Origin of the sequence: Streptomyces sp. NPDC058279 (assembly GCF_042881255.1) — a bacterium.
In the GTDB taxonomy this organism is placed as follows: domain Bacteria; phylum Actinomycetota; class Actinomycetes; order Streptomycetales; family Streptomycetaceae; genus Streptomyces.
Genome location: NZ_JBHVYA010000003.1, coordinates 179,175 through 195,291, shown reverse-complemented (window position 1 = coordinate 195,291; position 16,117 = coordinate 179,175). Strand labels below are relative to the sequence as shown.

Here is a 16,117-nt window from a genome sequence, read left to right as displayed (position 1 = left end):
TTCAGGAGAGACCGGTGTCAGACGTCCGTGTGATCATCCAACGCGATTCCGAGCGGGACGAGCGCGTGGTGGCCACGGGCACTACGGCGGCCGAGCTCTTCGCCGGCGAGCGCACCGTCGTGGCCGCGCGCGTCGCGGGCGAACTCAAGGACCTCGCGTACGAGGTGCGGGACGGCGAGACCGTCGAGCCGGTGGAGATCTCCTCCGAGGACGGCCTGAACATCCTGCGCCACTCGACCGCGCACGTCATGGCGCAGGCCGTGCAGGAACTCTTCCCCGAGGCCAAGCTGGGCATCGGCCCGCCGGTCCGCGACGGCTTCTACTACGACTTCGACGTCGCCAAGCCCTTCACCCCCGATGACCTCAAGGCCATCGAGAAGAAGATGCAGGAGATCCAGAAGCGCGGTCAGCGGTTCGCCCGCCGCGTCGTCACCGACGAGGCCGCCCGCGCGGAGCTCGCCGACGAGCCGTACAAGCTGGAGCTCATCGGCATCAAGGGCTCCGCCTCCAGCGACGACGGCGCGGACGTCGAGGTGGGCGCCGGCGAGCTGACCATCTACGACAACCTGGACGCCAAGACCGGCGAGCTGTGCTGGAAGGACCTCTGCCGCGGTCCCCACCTGCCCACCACCCGCAACATCCCGGCGTTCAAGCTGATGCGCAACGCCGCCGCCTACTGGCGCGGCAGCGAGAAGAACCCGATGCTCCAGCGCATCTACGGCACCGCCTGGCCCTCGAAGGACGAACTCAAGGCGCACCTCGACTTCCTCGCCGAGGCCGAGAAGCGCGACCACCGCAAGCTCGGCACCGAACTCGACCTGTTCTCCGTACAGGACGAGATCGGCTCCGGCCTCGCCGTCTTCCACCCCCGCGGCGGCGTCATCCGCCGCACCATGGAGGACTACTCGCGCAAGCGCCACGAGGAAGAGGGCTACGAGTTCGTCTACACCCCGCACGCCACCAAGGGCACCCTCTTCGAGAAGAGCGGCCACCTGGACTGGTACGCGGAGGGCATGTACCCCCCCATGCAGCTCGACGGTGGTACCGACTACTACCTCAAGCCCATGAACTGCCCGATGCACAACCTGATCTTCGACGCGCGCGGCCGCTCCTACCGTGAGCTGCCCCTGCGTCTGTTCGAGTTCGGCACCGTGTACCGGTACGAGAAGTCGGGCGTCGTGCACGGCCTGACCCGCTCGCGCGGCTTCACCCAGGACGACGCGCACATCTACTGCACCAAGGAGCAGATGGCGGAGGAGCTCGACCGCACGCTGACCTTCGTGCTGAACCTGCTGCGCGACTACGGTCTGACCGACTTCTACCTGGAGCTGTCGACCAAGGACCCGGAGAAGTTCGTCGGCTCGGACGAGATCTGGGAAGAGGCCACCGAGACCCTGCGCCAGGTCGCGGAGAAGCAGGGTCTGCCGCTGGTGCCGGACCCGGGCGGCGCCGCGTTCTACGGCCCGAAGATCTCGGTCCAGTGCCGGGACGCGATCGGCCGCACCTGGCAGATGTCGACGGTCCAGCTGGACTTCAACCTGCCGGAGCGGTTCAACCTGGAGTACACCGGCCCGGACGGTTCGCGGCAGCGCCCGGTCATGATCCACCGCGCGCTGTTCGGCTCGATCGAGCGGTTCTTCGCCGTACTGCTGGAGCACTACGCGGGCGCCATGCCGCCGTGGCTGGCCCCGGTCCAGGCGGTCGGCATCCCGATCGGCGACGGGCACGTGGAGTACCTGCGGGCGTTCGCCGCCGAGGCGAAGAAGCAGGGCCTGCGCGTCGAGGTGGACGCCTCCTCCGACCGCATGCAGAAGAAGATCAGGAACCACCAGAAGCTCAAGGTGCCATTCATGATCATCGTCGGTGACGAGGACATGGCCGCCGGCACCGTCTCCTTCCGCTACCGCGACGGTTCGCAGGAGAACGGCATCGCCAAGGACGAGGCACTGGCCAAGCTGGCCAAGGTCGTCGAGGACCGCGTCCAGGTCTGAGCCGACCGGTCCGGTCGTCAGGGAGCCCCCGGGGAACTTCGGTTCTCCGGGGGCTCCTCGTCGTCCTCCTGGCGGAATACCTGGAGCAGCCAGGAGGAGAACGAGCCGGTGACCGCGCCCAGCAGCGCCAGCCCGCAGAGCATCAGCACCACCGCGATCAGCCGGCCCATCGTCGTCACCGGCACCACATCGCCGTAGCCGACCGTCGTCAGGGTCTCGGACACCCACCACACCGCGTCGCCGAAGGTCCGGATCGAGGCGCCGGGGGTGTCGTGCTCGTACTGGTACACGGCGAGCGCCCCGGAGAAGCCGAGCAGGAGACCCGCCAGGCCGGCGTATGTGATCACGCGCAGGTGCAGCTCACGGCGCGGGCGGTCCCTCCTGGCCTGCACGGCGTCGTGGAGCTTGACCACCCGCAGCGGCCGCAACTGCGGCAGGAGCACCACCACCGTGTCCAACCAGTGTCTGCGGACGAACGCCAGCGGTCGCCGGCGGCTCAGCACCATGCGCGCCAGGTAGTCGGTGAGGAAGCACGCCCACATCAGGCCGGTCACCGCCAGGGCCGTGTCGCGCAGGACGGGGCCCGCCCCGGTGGCGAGCACGCGGACCGCGTAGCTCGCGATGAACACCAGGGAGGCGTAGAACAACGGCAGCTCGGTGCGGCGCTCCCAGGCGGCCTCGCGGGTCGTCCGATTCTCGGGCATCCGCCCAGCATCGCCGGTACCCGGCCGGTGTCCGCCCCGGCGACACGCCCGGCGGGGGCAAGGTCATATGCTGCATCCCATGACGAGTGAGCCGGAGCAGCAGATCGGTGTGGGCACGCAGGACGCGTTCCAGCGTCTGTGGACACCCCACCGGATGGCCTACATCCAGGGCGAGAACAAGCCGACCGGCCCGGATGCCGGGGACGGCTGTCCCTTCTGCGGGATTCCGGAGATGTCCGACGAGGACGGCCTGATCGTGGCCCGCGGCAAGCACGTGTATGCCGTGCTGAACCTCTACCCGTACAACGGCGGGCACCTGATGGTCGTCCCGTACCGGCACGTCGCCGACTACACCGAACTGGACGGCCCCGAGACGGCCGAGCTGGGCGAGCTGACCAAGCGGGCCATGACCGCGCTCCGCAAGGCGTCGGGGGCGCACGGCTTCAACATCGGCATGAACCAGGGCGCGGCGGCCGGAGCCGGCATCGCCGCGCACCTGCACCAGCACATCGTGCCCCGCTGGGGCGGGGACACGAACTTCATGCCGGTGGTCGGCCACACCAAGGTGTTGCCCCAACTCCTCGCGGACACCCGCCGGATGCTCGCGGAGGCGTGGCCGACCGACTGACCGACTGACCGGGCGCCGGCCACCGGGCGGCCGGCCGATCGCGCGGGGCGGGCGCTGCTTCGACGACAGGACCTACGCGTCGTAGACGTCCGCCTTGCGCGGGGCGGGCTCCTGGATGAGCCCGCTCATGATGGACGAGCGGTTCAGGAAGCGGTCGGTGTCCACGCCGTTCTCCTCCAGCACCCGGAACGCGGCGTTGTGCACCGCCCGCAGGACCGGGGTCACCGTGCGCAGGGCGTCGTCCGCCATGAACCGGTGGCGCCACATGGAACCCGCCCACACGTGACGGACGCCGAAGGGCTCGGGGAGGATCAGCTTGCCGCCCAGGTAGTCCAGGATCGGCGGGTACCAGCTCAGCGGGGCGCGCACGGCCAGCCGCACCACCTCGTTCGCGTCCACCAGGGGCAGCGCGCGCTCCACCGTCTCCCAGAACCGGACGGACTTGGGGACCTCGACCGTCTTGGGCGCGGACTTCGTGGTGAACAGGCCGTGTACCGGACCGAGCGCGTGCGCGGTGACGTCCACCCGCAGGGTCTTGTAGAGCACGGTGACGGTCACCATCATGGTGATCACCAGCTGACCGTCCCAGAGCGGGTACTGGATGCCCAGGTAGTGCCGGTTGCCGGCGCTGAACTGCTGTTCGTTGCAGATCCGGGTGATCTCGTGCGGCTTCACCAGGTAGCTGTCGACGTCCTCGCCCGTGGGGCGCGCCACCTCGACGGCGCCCTCCCCGATCGGGGTGACGATCCAGTGCTGGATCGAGGCGGTCGGGAAGCCGCCCGTGTGCAGGGGGCCGCGCTCCAGCTTGCGCAGCTCGGCGTCGACCGCGCGTATGACGTCCCAGCTGCGGAACGGGTGGATCTCGGCGCCCTCGGTCTTGGGGACCAGCTCCTCGGCCATCTGCCAGCTGCCCCAGCGGGTGCCCATGCCGAGGATGCCCTTGGGGCCGGCGTAGAAGACGGAGTTGCTGCGGTCCTCGGCGGTCAGCCTCGCCAGCTGCCGGCGCAGGTCCTCGCGGGCCTTCTCGTCGGGGTTGCCGGGCACCGCCTCGGGGATCTTCGCGGCCACCCCGCCGCCGCCGAGCAGCCCGTCCCAGCGCGCGCGCATGTCGACCGCGGTCGTCTCGCACAGCCGGCGGGCCAGGAACCAGCCCACGGCCGGGGCGATGACCATCGCGCGCAGGTAGAGGCCGAAGAACCCGGTGAACGGCAGTCTGAACATGAGTACGGCGATGACCAGGGCGACGCCGACCAGGAGCGCGGTGCCCACCCAGGACCCCCGCTTGCCCTTGCCGAGCGACTTGCGGAGCTGGAAGAGGCCGAGCCAGAGCAGCAGCCCGGGAAGGAACAGCACCCCGCACCCGAGGGTGATCAGGCGTAGTTTGCGGTCGCGCTCCTTGCGGAGCCGGGACGCGGCGAGGCAGTGCTCGACGACGGTCTGCGGGTCGGCGCCGAAGGACTGGATCAGCGGCTTGCGCCCGGCGCCCAGGGTCCGGGCCTCCACGGCGCGGCAGAACGCCTCGCCGAGGTTGGGTTCCAGGAGGGAGATCTTGCCCGGCTTGATCTTCGACTCGTGGTACTCGTTGTTGGCCTTGAGGAGCTCGTCGAGCTTGCCGTCGCGGTACGCGGCGGACGCCAGCGCGTTGGTCGCCGCGGTCTGCCCGCCGCCCCCCTGGAGCGGGATCTGCGCCCCGGGCCTGAAGTCGAAACCGTCGTCCGCCACCGTTGCCCCCATCGACGTGCCGTCATGCGTTGTGCCCCGCCCGCGTCCTGCCCCGGCGAAGAGCCTATCGGCGGAGCCCACCCCGTGGTCATGGGACAGGGAAATACCGCCCATCGCAACACGGTTGAATGGACGGCATCCCATGTGCTATGTCGATTAACTTCCCTTCTCGACCTGTTCGCGAACCTTGTCCGCCAACTGCGGGGGCATCGGCTCGTGCCGGGCGTAGGTACGGCTGAACCCGCCCGTGCCGTGTGACACCGAGCGCAACTCCACCGCGTACCGGCCGATCTCGATCTCGGGGATCTCGGCCCGCACCCGGGTCCGCCCCGGGCCGGCCTGGTCGGTGCCGACCACGCGGCCGCGGCGGCCCGCCAGGTCGCTCATGACGGGGCCGACGTATTCGTCCGGGACCAGGACGTCGAGTTCCGCGACGGGTTCCAGTAGGTGGATCGGCGCTTCGGCGGCGGCTTCGCGCAGGGCGAGGGCGCCCGCGGTCTGGAACGCGGCGTCGGAGGAGTCCACCGAGTGCGCCTTGCCGTCGAGCAGGGTCACCCGTACGTCGACCAGCGGATAGCCGGCCGCCACGCCGCGGGCGGCCTGGGCCCGTACGCCCTTCTCCACGGACGGGATGAACTGCCGGGGCACGGACCCGCCGACGACCTTGTCGACGAACTCGATGCCGCTGCCCGGCGGCAGGGGCTCGACCTCGATCTCACAGATGGCGAACTGGCCGTGCCCGCCGGACTGTTTGACGTGCCGACCGCGTCCGGCGGCCTTGGCGCCGAACGTCTCGCGCAGGCTCACCCTGTGCGGGACGGGGTCGACCTGGACGCCGAAGCGGGTGCGCAGCCGCTCCAGGGCGACGTCCTGGTGGGCTTCGCCCAGGCACCACAGGACGAGCTGGCCGGTGTGCGGGTTCTGTTCCAGGCGCATGGTCGGGTCCTCGGCGACGAGCCGGGCCAGGCCCTGGGAGAGCTTGTCCTCGTCGGCCTTGCTGTGGGCCTCGATGGCGAGCGGCAGCAGTGGTTCCGGCATCGGCCAGGGCTCCATGAGGAGCGGGCGGTCCTTGGCGGAGAGGGTGTCGCCGGTCTCGGCGCGGCCCAGTTTCGCGACGCAGGCGAGATCGCCCGCGATGACGTGGGTGAGGGTGCGCTGCTGTTTGCCGAAGGGGGAGGTCAGGGCGCCGATCCGCTCGTCCACGTCATGGTCTTCGTGGCCTCGGTCGGCCAGGCCGTGTCCGCTGACGTGCACGGTTTCCTCGGGGCGCAGGGTGCCGGAGAAGACGCGGACGAGGGAGACACGGCCCACGTAGGGGTCGGAGGAGGTCTTGACCACCTCGGCGAGGAGCGGCCCGTCCGGGTCGCAGGTGACCTCGGGGCGGGCGGAGCCGTCGGGGGCCGTGACCGTGAGGGGGGCGCGTTCCAGCGGGGTGGGGAAACCGCCGGTGATCAGTTCGAGGAGTTCGACGGTGCCGAGGCCCTGGCGGGCTCCCTCGGCGGCGGGCGCCGCCATCAGGACGGGGTGGAAGGTGCCGCGCGCGACCGCTCGCTCCAGGTCGTCGACGAGGGTCTTGAGGTCGATGTCCTCGCCGCCGAGGTAGCGGTCCATGAGGGTCTCGTCCTCGCTCTCCGCGATGATCCCCTCGATCAGTCGGGAGCGGGCCTCGGAGATCAGCGCGAGCTCGGCGGGGTCCGGGTCGCGTTCGACGCGCTCGCCGGAGGCGTAGTCGTAGACCCGCTGGGAGAGCAGCCCGAGCAGGCCGGTGACGGGCGCGTGCCCGTCGGGTCCGGCCGGGCCGTGCAGGGGCAGGTAGAGCGGGATGACGGCGTCCGGGTCGTCCCCGCCGAAGCTCTCACCGCAGACCGAGGTCATCTGCGTGTAGTCCGCCCGGGCTGCCTCCAAATGGGTGATGACGATCGCCCGGGGCATGCCCACGGCCGCGCACTCGTCCCACACCATGCGGGTGGCCCCGTCGATGCCGTCGGCGGCCGAGACGACGAAGAGGGCCGCGTCCGCGGCGCGCAGACCGGCCCTGAGTTCCCCGACGAAGTCGGCGTATCCGGGGGTGTCCAACAGGTTGATCTTGATTCCGCCCCACTCGACCGGGACGAGGGAGAGCTGGATGGAGCGCCGGCGGCGTTGTTCGATCTCGTCGTAGTCGGAGACCGTGCCGCCGTCCTCGACGCTCGCGGCCCTGTTCACGGCCCCTGAGGTCAGGGCCAGGGCTTCGACCAGCGTGGTCTTTCCGGCGCCGCTGTGGCCGACCAGCACGACGTTCCGTACGGATGCGGGGCGGTCGGCCGTCAGTGCCCTGCCGGCGGCCCCGGCTTGGTGTGATGTGGCTCCCATGGTGATCGTGCCTCCCGGTGTCGCGGTGAGGAGGGTGACAGGGGTTCTTCGAGCTTTGCACCGGCGTCACACCGCGTCCATACGTCGTACCGGGCGCTGTCCGGAGCGTGAGGCACGGTCGGCGCGCGGATTGTGCGGCGGGAACCGGTGGGTGGGGGGCGGTGGGGGGTCGGGGCGCCGGCTACGATGGGCCAGCCGGTGGCCGATGGGGCCGTGCGGCCCAGCGACCCTCCGGGAAGGCCATGCTGAACAAGTACGCGCGTGCATTCTTCACGCGTGTTCTCACGCCATTCGCCGCTTTTCTCCTCCGTCGGGGGGTGAGCCCGGACGCCGTCACGCTGATCGGCACGGCCGGAGTGGTGGCGGGAGCGCTGGTCTTCTTCCCCAGGGGCGAGTTCTTCTGGGGCACGATCACCATCACCCTGTTCGTGTTCTCCGACCTGGTGGACGGGAACATGGCCCGCCAGGCCGGGGTCTCCAGCCGCTGGGGCGCGTTCCTCGACTCCACGCTCGACCGGGTGGCCGACGCGGCCATCTTCGGCGGGCTCGCGCTCTGGTACGCGGGCTCGGGTCACGACAACGTGCTGTGCGCGGTGGCGATCTTCTGCCTGGCCAGCGGGCAGGTGGTCTCGTACACCAAGGCCCGCGGCGAGGCGATCGGACTGCCGGTCGCCGTCAATGGGCTGGTCGAACGCGCCGAGCGGCTGGTGATCTCGCTGGTCGCGGCCGGTCTGTCCGGGCTCCAGACCTTCGGCGTGCCGTCCTGGATCGGCGTGCTGCTGCCGATCGCTCTGTGGGCGGTGGCGGCGGGCTCCCTCGTCACCCTGATCCAGCGCGTGGTCACGGTACGGCGCGAGGCGGCGGAAGCCGACGCCGAGGCGCGCCTGTCCGAAGGCGGTGCGGCCTGATGGGCACGGCGCAGGACAAGGTCGTGGACGGCCTGTACGGGCTCGGCTGGGCGGCCGTCAAGAAGCTGCCGGAGCCGGCCGCGGTGGGCCTGGGCCGGCGGATAGCCGACACCACCTGGAAGCGGCGCGGCAAGAGCGTGCTCAGGCTGGAGTCGAACCTGGCCCGGGTGGTGCCCGACGCCGGTCCCGAGCGACTGCGGGAGCTGTCCCGGGCGGGCATGCGCTCGTACATGCGGTACTGGATGGAGTCCTTCCGGCTGCCGGCGATGGACCCGCGACGGTTCTCCACCGACGTGGAGATGGCCGGCGAGCACATCCTGCGCGAGGCGATCGCCTCGGGGCGCGGGGTCATCGTGGCGCTCCCGCACCTGGCGAACTGGGACCTGGCCGGCGCCTGGGCCACCAGCCACCTCGGCATCCCGTTCACCACGGTCGCCGAGCGACTCAAGCCGGAGTCCCTCTACGACCGGTTCGTGGCCTACCGCGAGAGCCTGGGCATGGAGGTGCTGCCGCACAGCGGCGGCGCCGCCTTCGGCACCCTCGCCCGCCGGCTCCGCTCCGGCGGCCTGGTCTGTCTGGTCGCCGACCGGGACCTGTCCGCTTCCGGGGTCGAGGTGGACTTCTTCGGCGCGGCCGCGCGGATGCCGGCCGGGCCCGCGCTGCTGGCGCAACAGACCGGGGCGGCGCTGCTGCCGGCCACCCTGTACTACGGCGAGACCCCGCGGATGTACGGGCGCATCCACCCCGAGGTGGCGGTGCCCGCGACCGGGACCCGGACCGAGAAGACCGCCGTGATGACGCAGGCGGTCGCCGACGCGTTCGCCGCGGGCATCGCGGCACACCCCGAGGACTGGCACATGTTGCAGCGCTTGTGGCTGGACGATCTGGAGGAGCGCTCCCAGTGAAGATCGGCATCGTGTGCCCGTACTCGTGGGACGTGCCGGGCGGCGTCCAGTTCCACATCCGGGACCTGGCGGAACACCTGATCCGCCGCGGCCACGAGGTGTCGGTGCTCGCCCCCGCGGACGACGAGACCCCGCTGCCGCCGTACGTGGTCTCGGCGGGACGGGCGGTGCCGGTGCCCTACAACGGGTCCGTCGCCCGACTGAACTTCGGCTTCCTGTCGGCCGCGCGGGTACGGCGCTGGCTCCACGACGGGGTCTTCGACGTGATCCACATCCACGAGCCCGCCTCCCCGTCCCTGGGGTTGCTGTCCTGCTGGGCCGCGCAGGGCCCGATCGTGGCCACCTTCCACACCTCCAACCCGCGTTCGCGGGCGATGATCGCCGCCTACCCGATCCTGCAGCCGGCCCTGGAGAAGATCAGCGCCCGGATCGCGGTGAGCGAGTACGCGCGGCGCACTCTGGTGGAGCACCTGGGCGGGGACGCCGTCGTCATCCCCAACGGGGTGGACGTGGACTTCTTCGCCTCCGCCTCGCCCAAGGCGGAGTGGGGCGGCACCACCCTGGGCTTCATCGGCCGCATCGACGAACCGCGCAAGGGCCTGCCCGTGCTGATGGCGGCGTTCCCGCGGATCGTCGAGGAGTGCCCGGACGTACGGCTCCTGGTGGCGGGCCGCGGCGACGAGGAGGAGGCGGTCGCCTCCCTGCCGCCCGAGCTGCGCGCGCGGGTGGAGTTCCTCGGCATGGTCTCGGACGAGGACAAGGCCCGGCTGCTGCGCAGCGTCGACGTGTACGTCGCCCCGAACACGGGCGGCGAGAGCTTCGGGATCATCCTGGTCGAGGCGCTGTCGGCGGGGGCGGCGGTGCTGGCCTCCGACCTGGACGCGTTCGCGCAGGTCCTGGACCAGGGCCGGGCGGGCGACCTGTTCGCGAACGAGGACCCCGAAGCGCTGGCCGCCGCCGCGGTCCGGCTGCTGCACGACCCGGCCCGCCGGGCGGAACTGAGCACCCGCGGGTCCGCGCACGTCCGCCGCTTCGACTGGTCGACGGTCGGCGCGGACATCCTGGCCGTCTACGAAACCGTCACCGACGGCGCGGCGGCGGTCGCCGCGGACGAACGGGTCCCGCTCCGCACCCGCCTGGGGCTGACCCGGGACTGACGGGACTCCGTCGCGGACCGGTCACGGACGATCACCTACTGATCGGGCACCCCGCCGAGACCTCCCGGCGTGGACGGTAGGCTCGCCGTCCGTGATCGAAACCCTTGTCTGGATCGCCCTCGCGCTCGGTGTCGTCGGCGTGTACCTGAGTTGGACCGCCGGGCGGCTCGACCGGCTGCATTCGCGGATGGACGCCGCGCGGGCCGCGCTCGACGCGCAGTTGGTGCGGCGTGCCTCCGTGGTGCTCGAAGTGGCCACCTCCGGGGTGCTCGACCCCGCTTCCTCGCTCGTGCTGTACGAGGCGGCGCACGCGGCCCGGCAGGCCGAGGAGGAGCAGCGCGAGGTCGCCGAGAGCGAGCTGAGCCAGGCGCTGCGCGCCGTGTTCGCCGACGTGGACCAGGTCGACGCGGTGAAGGCGGCGCCCGGCGGGGTCGAGGCCGCGGAGGAGCTGGCGGCGGCCGTGCGCCGGGTGCCGATGGCCCGGCGCTTCCACAACGACGCCGTACGGGCCGCGCGCGCCCTGCGCCGGCACCGCAAGGTGCGCTGGTTCCGGCTGGCGGGCCACGCGCCCTTCCCGCTCGCCTTCGAGATGGACGACGAGCCCCCGGCGGACCTCGCCGACCGGCCCTAGCAGGTCCGCGGCGCGTCCGGGCGGGCGTATTTGTACCCGGTGGCCAAATCGGAAGGAGCCACCGGCTCCTCATTGGCCCTTGCAGTGGACTGCACGCGGGAGGTTTGCTCAGTGCTGTAGTACCGCAGCACCCTTCTTCCTTCGAGTGAGGTCAATCCGTGAGCACGCTTCCCTCCACCCCGCAGTCCGCTGAGTCGGCTATCGGCACCTCCCGCGTCAAGCGCGGCATGGCCGAGCAGCTCAAGGGCGGCGTGATCATGGACGTGGTCAACGCCGAGCAGGCGAAGATCGCCGAGGACGCCGGCGCCGTGGCCGTCATGGCCCTGGAGCGGGTCCCGGCCGACATCCGCAAGGACGGCGGGGTCGCCCGCATGTCGGACCCGAACATGATCGAAGAGATCATCGAGGCCGTCTCGATCCCGGTCATGGCCAAGTCCCGCATCGGCCACTTCGTCGAGGCCCAGGTCCTGCAGTCCCTCGGCGTCGACTACATCGACGAGTCCGAGGTCCTGACCCCGGCCGACGAGGTCAACCACTCCGACAAGTGGGCGTTCACCACCCCCTTCGTCTGTGGCGCCACCAACCTCGGTGAGGCCCTGCGCCGCATCGCCGAGGGCGCGGCCATGATCCGCTCCAAGGGCGAGGCCGGCACCGGCAACGTGGTCGAGGCCGTCCGTCACCTGCGCCAGATCAAGAACGAGATCGCCAAGCTGCGCGGCTTCGACAACAACGAGCTGTACGCCGCCGCCAAGGAGCTGCGCGCCCCGTACGAGCTGGTCAAGGAAGTCGCCGAGCTCGGCAAGCTGCCCGTCGTGCTGTTCTCCGCCGGTGGCGTGGCCACCCCGGCCGACGCCGCCCTGATGCGTCAGCTCGGCGCCGAGGGCGTCTTCGTCGGCTCCGGCATCTTCAAGTCGGGCGACCCGGCCAAGCGCGCCGCCGCGATCGTGAAGGCCACCACCTTCTACGACGACCCGAAGATCATCGCGGACGCCTCCCGCAACCTGGGCGAGGCCATGGTCGGCATCAACTGCGACACCCTGCCCGAGGCCGAGCGTTACGCCAACCGGGGCTGGTAATGACGACTCCCACCATCGGTGTCCTGGCTCTCCAGGGCGATGTACGGGAGCACCTGATCGCCCTGGCCGCGGCGGACGCCGTGGCCAGGCCGGTCCGGCGTCCCGAGGAGCTCACCGAGGTCGACGCCCTGGTGATCCCCGGCGGCGAGTCCACGACCATGTCGAAGCTCGCCGTGCTGTTCGGCATGCTGGAGCCGCTGCGCGAGCGCGTACGGGCCGGCATGCCGGTCTACGGCACCTGCGCCGGCATGATCATGCTCGCGGACAAGCTGCTGGACGGCCGTGAGGACCAGGAGACGCTCGGCGGCATCGACATGATCGTGCGCCGCAACGCCTTCGGCCGGCAGAACGAGTCCTTCGAGGCGCAGGTCGACTTCGCGGGCATCGACGGCGGCCCCGTCGAGGGCGTCTTCATCCGCGCCCCGTGGGTCGAGTCCGTCGGCGCCGCCGCCGAGGTGCTCGCCACGTACGACGGCCACACCGTCGCCGTACGACAGGGCAACGTGCTGGCCACCTCGTTCCACCCGGAACTCACCGGCGACGACCGCGTTCACGCGTACTTCGTCGACATGGTGCGCGCGGGGCTGTAATCAGGTCCCGGTAGGATCGGGTACGAACACTGTTGGTGACGCGAAGGAGACAGGCGGATGTCCGGCCACTCTAAATGGGCTACGACGAAGCACAAGAAGGCCGTGATCGATGCCAAGCGCGGCAAGCTCTTCGCGAAGCTGATCAAGAACATCGAGGTCGCGGCCCGGATGGGCGGCGCCGACATCGACGGCAACCCGACGCTCTTCGACGCCATTCAGAAGGCCAAGAAGAGCTCGGTCCCGAACAAGAACATCGACTCCGCGGTCAAGCGCGGCGGCGGCCTGGAGGCCGGCGGCGCCGACTACGAGACGATCATGTACGAAGGCTACGGCCCGAACGGTGTCGCGGTACTCATCGAGTGCCTCACCGACAACCGCAACCGCGCCGCCTCCGACGTCCGCGTCGCCATGACCCGCAACGGCGGCTCGATGGCCGACCCGGGCTCGGTCTCGTACCTGTTCAACCGCAAGGGCGTCGTCGTCCTGCCGAAGGCCGAGCTCACCGAGGACGACGTCCTGGAGACGGTGCTGGAAGCCGGTGCCGAAGAGGTCAACGACAACGGTGACACCTTCGAGATCATCAGCGAGCCCACCGACATGGTCGCGGTCCGCACCGCGCTCCAGGAGGCGGGCATCGACTACGACTCGGCCGACTCCAGCTTCGTCCCGACCATGCAGGTCGAGCTGGACGAAGAGGGCGCGCGCAAGATCTTCAAGCTGATCGACGCGCTGGAGGACAGCGACGACGTGCAGAACGTCTTCGCCAACTTCGACGTCTCGGACGAGGTCATGGAGAAGGTCGACGCCTGAGGGGCGCCCCCACTTCGCGTGATCGCGACGGGCCGACAGGACACGTCCTGTCGGCCCGTCGTCTTGTCAGTGGGGCGGGATAGCCTGCAAGTGCACACGGACAGGCGATCGAAGAAGGGGGGGCGAAGTGCGCGTACTCGGTGTGGACCCGGGGCTGACGCGGTGTGGTGTCGGCGTGGTCGAGGGGGTCGCCGGCCGTCCCCTGACGATGCTCGGGGTGGGGGTCGTACGGACGCCCGTGGACGCCGAGTTGGGGCTGCGGCTCGTCGCCGTCGAGCGCGGCATCGAGGAGTGGCTCGACGAGCACCGACCCGAAGTCGTCGCCGTGGAGCGGGTCTTCAGCCAGCACAACGTCAGCACGGTGATGGGCACCGCCCAGGCCAGTGCCGTCGCCATGCTGTGCGCGGCCCGGCGTGGCCTGCCGGTCGCCCTGCACACCCCGAGCGAGGTCAAGGCCGCCGTCACCGGCGCCGGCCGGGCCGACAAGGCACAGGTCGCGGCGATGGTGACCCGGTTGCTGCGACTGTCGGCCCCACCGAAACCCGCCGACGCCGCCGACGCCCTCGCGCTCGCCATCTGCCACATCTGGCGGGCGCCCGCACAAAACCGCCTCCAGCAGGCGCTCGCCCAGCATGCCTCCGCCGTGAAAGGCCGCCCCTCATGATCGCGTTCGTCAGCGGCCCGGTCGCCGCCCTCGCCCCCACCCTGGCCGTGATCGAGGTCGGCGGTGTGGGCATGGCCGTGCACTGCACCCCGAACACCATCGCCGGGCTGCGCGTGGGGGAGACGGCCCGGCTGGCCACCTCCCTGGTCGTGCGGCAGGACTCGCTCACCCTGTACGGCTTCGCCGACGACGACGAACGGCAGGTCTTCGAGCTGCTCCAGGGTGCCAGCGGGGTCGGCCCGCGGCTGGCGCAGGCCATGCTCGGGATCCACAGCCCGGACGCGCTGCGCGTGGCCGTCTCGACGGGGGACGAGAAGGCCCTGACGGCGGTGCCCGGCATCGGCAAGAGGGGCGCGCAGAAGCTGTTGCTGGAGCTCAAGGACAAGCTGGGCGCGCCGCTCGGCGCCGTCGTGGGGGCGCAGCGGGCCGCGGCGGCCGGTCCCGCGCCGTGGACCGAGCAGCTCGCCGCCGCGCTGATCGGCCTCGGGTACGCCGCCCGTGAGGCGGAGGAGGCCGTCACGGCCGTGACCCCGCAGGCGGAGGCCGCCCTCGCCGCCGGTGGCTCGGCCCCCGTCCCGCAGCTGCTGCGCGCCGCCCTCCAGTCGCTGAACCGGGCCCGCTGAGCCGGGCCCGCCCGCGACCGGCCCCGTAGGACCGGCGCCCTGGAACCGGCGCCGCCCGCGAGGAGCCCGGGGCGCCGCGGGGGCCGCCGCGCGGACACCGCCGCGGGCGCCACGATGATCACCGTACGAACCGAGAAGGCAGACTGAGACCGTGAACTGGGACGACGAGAGCGACCGCATTGTCGCGGCGGCGGCGGACGGCGAGGACACCGCCGTCGAGGCCGCCCTGCGCCCCAAGGACCTCGGCGAGTTCGTCGGCCAGGAGAAGGTCCGCCAACAGCTCGACCTCGTGCTCAAGGCGGCCCGCCAACGCGGCGCCACCGCCGACCACGTCCTGCTCTCCGGCGCGCCCGGCCTCGGCAAGACCACCCTCTCCATGATCATCGCGGCGGAGATGGGCGCGCCCATCCGGATCACTTCCGGCCCCGCCATCCAGCACGCCGGAGACCTCGCCGCGATCCTCTCCTCGCTCCAGGAGGGCGAGGTGCTCTTCCTGGACGAGATCCACCGCATGTCCCGGCCCGCCGAGGAGATGCTGTACATGGCCATGGAGGACTTCCGCGTCGACGTGATCGTCGGCAAGGGGCCCGGCGCCACCGCGATCCCGCTGGAGCTGCCGCCCTTCACCCTGGTCGGCGCGACCACCCGCGCCGGACTGCTGCCGCCGCCGCTGCGCGACCGGTTCGGCTTCACCGGGCACATGGAGTTCTACGCCCCCGAGGAGCTGGAACGCGTCATCCACCGCTCCGCCCGCCTCCTCGACGTGGAGATCGACACCGCCGGCGCCGCCGAGATCGCCGGGCGCTCGCGCGGCACCCCCCGGATCGCCAACCGCCTGCTGCGCCGGGTCCGGGACTACGCCCAGGTGCGGGCCGACGGAGTGATCACGCGGGAGATCGCCGGTACCGCCCTCCAGGTCTACGAGGTGGACGCGCGCGGCCTCGACCGGCTGGACCGGGCCGTGCTGGAGGCGCTGCTGAAGCTCTTCGGCGGCGGCCCCGTCGGCCTGTCCACCCTCGCGGTCGCCGTCGGCGAGGAACGCGAGACGGTCGAGGAGGTCGCCGAGCCCTTCCTGGTCCGGGAGGGGCTGCTGGCCCGTACCCCGCGCGGGCGGGTCGCGACCCCCGCCGCATGGGTTCACCTGGGCCTTGTCCCGCCTGGGCACGGGGCGAGTGGATCAAGCGGACAACAGGGCTTGTTCGGGGCGTGACGGCGCGGAGGTTCGACCGTCCAGGAACCGCGGTGCCATGCTGGGCGTTGTTCCATCGGTGCGGACTCGCCTAGACTCCGCCGATGCCGACCCTTCGGGTCGGTATGCCCACCCCCGTAGAAAAGGCCGCCTCCCGAGCGGTCGTG

Annotated in this window: 15 protein-coding genes; 12 read left to right on the top strand and 3 right to left on the bottom strand. The window is 71.2% G+C overall.

Annotated elements, in window-relative coordinates:
* Positions 1 to 14: 14 nt before the first annotated feature.
* Positions 15 to 1,991, top strand: a complete 1,977-nt coding sequence (thrS, locus tag ACFVXJ_RS08355; protein ID WP_389660541.1) for a threonine--tRNA ligase — start codon at positions 15 to 17, stop codon at positions 1,989 to 1,991.
* Positions 1,992 to 2,008: 17 nt separating this feature from the next.
* Here the strand turns inward: thrS and ACFVXJ_RS08350 are convergent, their stop codons facing one another.
* On the bottom strand, positions 2,009 to 2,695 hold the full coding sequence (locus tag ACFVXJ_RS08350; RefSeq protein WP_389660539.1) for a potassium channel family protein: 687 nt from the start codon (positions 2,693 to 2,695) through the stop codon (positions 2,009 to 2,011).
* Between the two features lie 67 nt (positions 2,696 to 2,762).
* On the opposite strand from ACFVXJ_RS08350, the gene ACFVXJ_RS08345 reads away from it, so the two are divergent.
* The gene (locus tag ACFVXJ_RS08345) at positions 2,763 to 3,323 is read left to right on the top strand and encodes an HIT family protein (protein ID WP_389660537.1); all 561 of its coding nucleotides are present in this window, start codon (positions 2,763 to 2,765) and stop codon (positions 3,321 to 3,323) included.
* Positions 3,324 to 3,395: 72 nt separating this feature from the next.
* Here the strand turns inward: ACFVXJ_RS08345 and ACFVXJ_RS08340 are convergent, their stop codons facing one another.
* Entirely contained in the window at positions 3,396 to 5,045 is a 1,650-nt protein-coding gene (locus ACFVXJ_RS08340; RefSeq protein ID WP_389660535.1) for a hypothetical protein, read from the bottom strand.
* Positions 5,046 to 5,201: 156 nt separating this feature from the next.
* On the bottom strand, positions 5,202 to 7,397 hold the full coding sequence (locus ACFVXJ_RS08335; RefSeq protein ID WP_389660534.1) for an elongation factor G-like protein EF-G2: 2,196 nt from the start codon (positions 7,395 to 7,397) through the stop codon (positions 5,202 to 5,204).
* A gap of 242 nt (positions 7,398 to 7,639) precedes the next feature.
* Here ACFVXJ_RS08335 and pgsA point away from each other — a divergent pair, with 242 nt between their 5' ends.
* The 10 genes from pgsA (at position 7,640) to ruvB (ending at position 15,971) form a co-directional block, all read left to right on the top strand.
* Positions 7,640 to 8,305: a phosphatidylinositol phosphate synthase gene (pgsA, locus tag ACFVXJ_RS08330; RefSeq protein WP_389660532.1), complete on the top strand. Its 666-nt coding sequence runs from the start codon at positions 7,640 to 7,642 to the stop codon at positions 8,303 to 8,305.
* Positions 8,305 to 9,210: a phosphatidylinositol mannoside acyltransferase gene (locus ACFVXJ_RS08325; RefSeq protein ID WP_389660530.1), complete on the top strand. Its 906-nt coding sequence runs from the start codon at positions 8,305 to 8,307 to the stop codon at positions 9,208 to 9,210. The genes pgsA and ACFVXJ_RS08325 overlap by 1 nt, the downstream gene beginning before the upstream one ends.
* Positions 9,207 to 10,367, top strand: coding sequence for a glycosyltransferase family 4 protein (locus ACFVXJ_RS08320; RefSeq protein WP_389660528.1), 1,161 nt, complete (start codon positions 9,207 to 9,209; stop codon positions 10,365 to 10,367). Before ACFVXJ_RS08325 ends, ACFVXJ_RS08320 begins: the two co-directional genes overlap by 4 nt.
* Positions 10,368 to 10,458: 91 nt before the next feature.
* A complete protein-coding gene (locus ACFVXJ_RS08315; protein ID WP_389660526.1) occupies positions 10,459 to 10,998 on the top strand; it encodes a hypothetical protein in 540 nt (179 codons plus the stop codon).
* Positions 10,999 to 11,156: 158 nt separating this feature from the next.
* Positions 11,157 to 12,074 (top strand): pyridoxal 5'-phosphate synthase lyase subunit PdxS, encoded by a 918-nt coding sequence (gene pdxS / locus ACFVXJ_RS08310; protein ID WP_030157377.1) that lies wholly within the window; start codon positions 11,157 to 11,159, stop codon positions 12,072 to 12,074.
* Positions 12,074 to 12,664, top strand: a complete 591-nt coding sequence (pdxT, locus tag ACFVXJ_RS08305; RefSeq protein ID WP_361318570.1) for a pyridoxal 5'-phosphate synthase glutaminase subunit PdxT — start codon at positions 12,074 to 12,076, stop codon at positions 12,662 to 12,664. The genes pdxS and pdxT overlap by 1 nt, the downstream gene beginning before the upstream one ends.
* 57 nt (positions 12,665 to 12,721) lie before the next feature.
* Complete coding sequence (locus tag ACFVXJ_RS08300; RefSeq protein ID WP_361318572.1) at positions 12,722 to 13,474, top strand: YebC/PmpR family DNA-binding transcriptional regulator; 753 nt, start codon at positions 12,722 to 12,724, stop codon at positions 13,472 to 13,474.
* A 127-nt stretch (positions 13,475 to 13,601) separates the two neighbouring features.
* The gene (ruvC, locus tag ACFVXJ_RS08295; protein ID WP_389660523.1) at positions 13,602 to 14,138 is read left to right on the top strand and encodes a crossover junction endodeoxyribonuclease RuvC; all 537 of its coding nucleotides are present in this window, start codon (positions 13,602 to 13,604) and stop codon (positions 14,136 to 14,138) included.
* The gene (gene ruvA / locus ACFVXJ_RS08290; protein ID WP_389660521.1) at positions 14,135 to 14,761 is read left to right on the top strand and encodes a Holliday junction branch migration protein RuvA; all 627 of its coding nucleotides are present in this window, start codon (positions 14,135 to 14,137) and stop codon (positions 14,759 to 14,761) included. The genes ruvC and ruvA overlap by 4 nt, the downstream gene beginning before the upstream one ends.
* 151 nt (positions 14,762 to 14,912) lie before the next feature.
* Positions 14,913 to 15,971 carry a Holliday junction branch migration DNA helicase RuvB gene (gene ruvB, locus ACFVXJ_RS08285; RefSeq protein ID WP_389660519.1) on the top strand — a complete coding sequence of 353 codons (1,059 nt, stop codon included), beginning with the start codon at positions 14,913 to 14,915 and terminating at the stop codon, positions 15,969 to 15,971.
* The last annotated feature ends 146 nt before the right edge of the window (positions 15,972 to 16,117 follow it).

Coding starts and splice junctions, on each gene's coding strand:
- pgsA (WP_389660532.1), top strand. CDS start 7,640: ATGCTGAACAAGTACGCGCGTGCATTCTTCACGCGTGTTCTCACGCCA.
- ACFVXJ_RS08350 (WP_389660539.1), bottom strand. CDS start 2,695: ATGCCCGAGAATCGGACGACCCGCGAGGCCGCCTGGGAGCGCCGCACC.
- ACFVXJ_RS08335 (WP_389660534.1), bottom strand. CDS start 7,397: ATGGGAGCCACATCACACCAAGCCGGGGCCGCCGGCAGGGCACTGACG.
- ACFVXJ_RS08300 (WP_361318572.1), top strand. CDS start 12,722: ATGTCCGGCCACTCTAAATGGGCTACGACGAAGCACAAGAAGGCCGTG.
- ACFVXJ_RS08325 (WP_389660530.1), top strand. CDS start 8,305: ATGGGCACGGCGCAGGACAAGGTCGTGGACGGCCTGTACGGGCTCGGC.
- ruvA (WP_389660521.1), top strand. CDS start 14,135: ATGATCGCGTTCGTCAGCGGCCCGGTCGCCGCCCTCGCCCCCACCCTG.
- ACFVXJ_RS08345 (WP_389660537.1), top strand. CDS start 2,763: ATGCTGCATCCCATGACGAGTGAGCCGGAGCAGCAGATCGGTGTGGGC.
- pdxT (WP_361318570.1), top strand. CDS start 12,074: ATGACGACTCCCACCATCGGTGTCCTGGCTCTCCAGGGCGATGTACGG.